Source organism: Afifella pfennigii DSM 17143, from assembly GCF_000688515.1.
GTDB classification, from domain to species: domain Bacteria; phylum Pseudomonadota; class Alphaproteobacteria; order Rhizobiales; family Afifellaceae; genus Afifella; species Afifella pfennigii.
The window spans coordinates 7,501-9,304 of the sequence record NZ_JHZK01000050.1; the positions used below are offsets into that span (position 1 = coordinate 7,501).

General features: G+C 64.7%; 2 protein-coding genes and 1 pseudogene (1 of these 3 cut by a window edge). 2 read left to right on the forward strand and 1 reads right to left on the reverse strand.

The genetic code is table 11. The annotated features are described in order from the left end of the window. Positions 1-747, forward strand: partial view of a M23 family metallopeptidase gene (locus tag Q331_RS0118900; RefSeq protein ID WP_026381941.1) — the end only. 1,161 nt of this gene lie to the left of the window's left edge; the window shows 747 of its 1,908 coding nt (coding positions 1,162-1,908); its start codon lies off the left edge, out of view; it ends in the stop codon at positions 745-747. Positions 748-890: 143 nt separating this feature from the next. Beyond that, positions 891-1,484: an SCO family protein gene (locus Q331_RS0118910; protein ID WP_034493234.1), complete on the forward strand. Its 594-nt coding sequence runs from the start codon at positions 891-893 to the stop codon at positions 1,482-1,484. A gap of 22 nt (positions 1,485-1,506) precedes the next feature. On the opposite strand, the pseudogene Q331_RS0118915 reads toward Q331_RS0118910, so the two are convergent. Continuing rightward, positions 1,507-1,804 (reverse strand): annotated as a pseudogene (locus Q331_RS0118915) (IS5/IS1182 family transposase); the annotation flags it as partial.

Genomic DNA, 1,804 nt, shown 5'->3' on the forward strand with positions numbered 1-1,804 from the left:
CTCGGCATGACGCCGGAGATGGTGGAGGACCTCGTCCGCATCTTTTCCTTCGACGTCGATATGCAGGGCCGCATCGGCCGCGCCGACACGCTGGAGGCGATCTATTCCGGCGACAGCGAGGAGGAGATTCTCTACGCCTCCCTCAATCTCGGCGGCGAGCAGCACCGCTACTATCGCTTCCGCACGCCCGAGGACGGCATGGCCGCCTATTACGATCCGGAAGGCAAGAGCGCCAAGAAGTTCCTGGTCCGCAAGCCCGTGCCGAGCGGTGTCTTCCGTTCCTCGTTCGGCATGCGGCGCCATCCCATCCTCGGGCGCTATAAGATGCATTCCGGTGTCGACTGGGCGGCGCCCCGAGGCTCGCCAATTCTCGCGGCCGGCAGCGGCAGCGTTTCGCATGCCGGCTGGAAGTCCGGCTACGGCAAGCGCGTGGAGATCCGTCACGCCAACGGCTATGTCTCGACCTATAGCCACATGTCCGGCATCGCCAAGGGAATCGCCTCCGGCGGCCGGGTCCGCCAGGGCCAGATCATCGGCTACATCGGCTCCACGGGCCTCTCCACCGGCCCGCATCTGCACTACGAGATTCTCGTCAACGGCCGCTTTGTCGATCCGATGAAGATACGCGTACCGCGCGGGCGCACCCTCGCCGGTGCCGATCTTGCCGCCTTCGAGAAGGAGCGCGAGCGGATCGATTCGCTGATCGCCAAGGATGCGCCTTCCCGCCTGGCCGGCATCCGCAAATAGGCCGCCCGCGGCTCCGTCCCCATAGCGCCGGAGCCTGCTTCATCCTAGATGAGACGTTCCAACCGCCGCCCTATCGGTGGCTGGCAAGATACGGCCCCCGCGCTGTGCCGACGGGACGGCCAATCGACACGAAGGAGCAGCAAATGGTGCCACGCGGCGTATTGATTGCATTGTGGGTTGCGGCGGTAGCGGCCCTCGTCGGCGTAACCGCCATGTGGATTGCCAGCCGAAACGATGCCGGGATCGCCGCCGGCGAGCCGCTCGGCGGCTCCTTCGCGCTTGTCGACGATCTCGGCGAGCCGGTGACAGAGGAGATTCTTCGCGGCAAGCCGACCGCCATCTTCTTCGGCTTCACCCATTGCCCGGATGTCTGCCCAACGACGCTCGCCGAAATGGCCGGCTGGAGCGAGGCGCTCGGCGAGAGGGCCAACGACATGAACTTCATCATGATGACCGTCGACCCGGAGCGCGACACGCCCGAACAGCTGCACGACTATATCGGCGCCTTCGAAGCCGATATCCGTGGCATCAGCGGTGAGCCGGACGACGTGCGCGCTGTGCTCGACGATTTCCATGTCTACTACCGCAAGGTGCCGATGGAGGAGGGCGACTACACCATGGACCATACCGCCTCCGTCTTCCTTCTCGATGAGACGGGCCGTCTTGCCGGCACGATCTCTTTCCAGGAGGATACCGAGACCGCGCTGGCTAAGCTCAATCGCCTGCTTGACGGCTGAACGGCAGCGCTACAGTTGACTGTTAAGAAGCCGTCTGGAGCGCGGTTTTGGGGCCAATGGCTTTGGCAAAGGCCTCCAGGATGAGGCGCAAGAGAAGCCTCAGCCAGCGGAGGATGAGGCGGAAGTTGTAGCCGGCGGCGGTGAGGACGGCATTGGCGTGGTCGCCGTGGCGTCCCTTGAGGAAGTTGCGGCCCATGTGGCCGTCGGTCTTGAGGTGTCCGATAACGGCCTCGATGGCGGATCGTCTTCTGAGCTCCTTCTTGATGGCCCCGAACACGCCCCGCTTCTGCCCGGAGCGGAAGACGCCGAGCGGCCTTGGC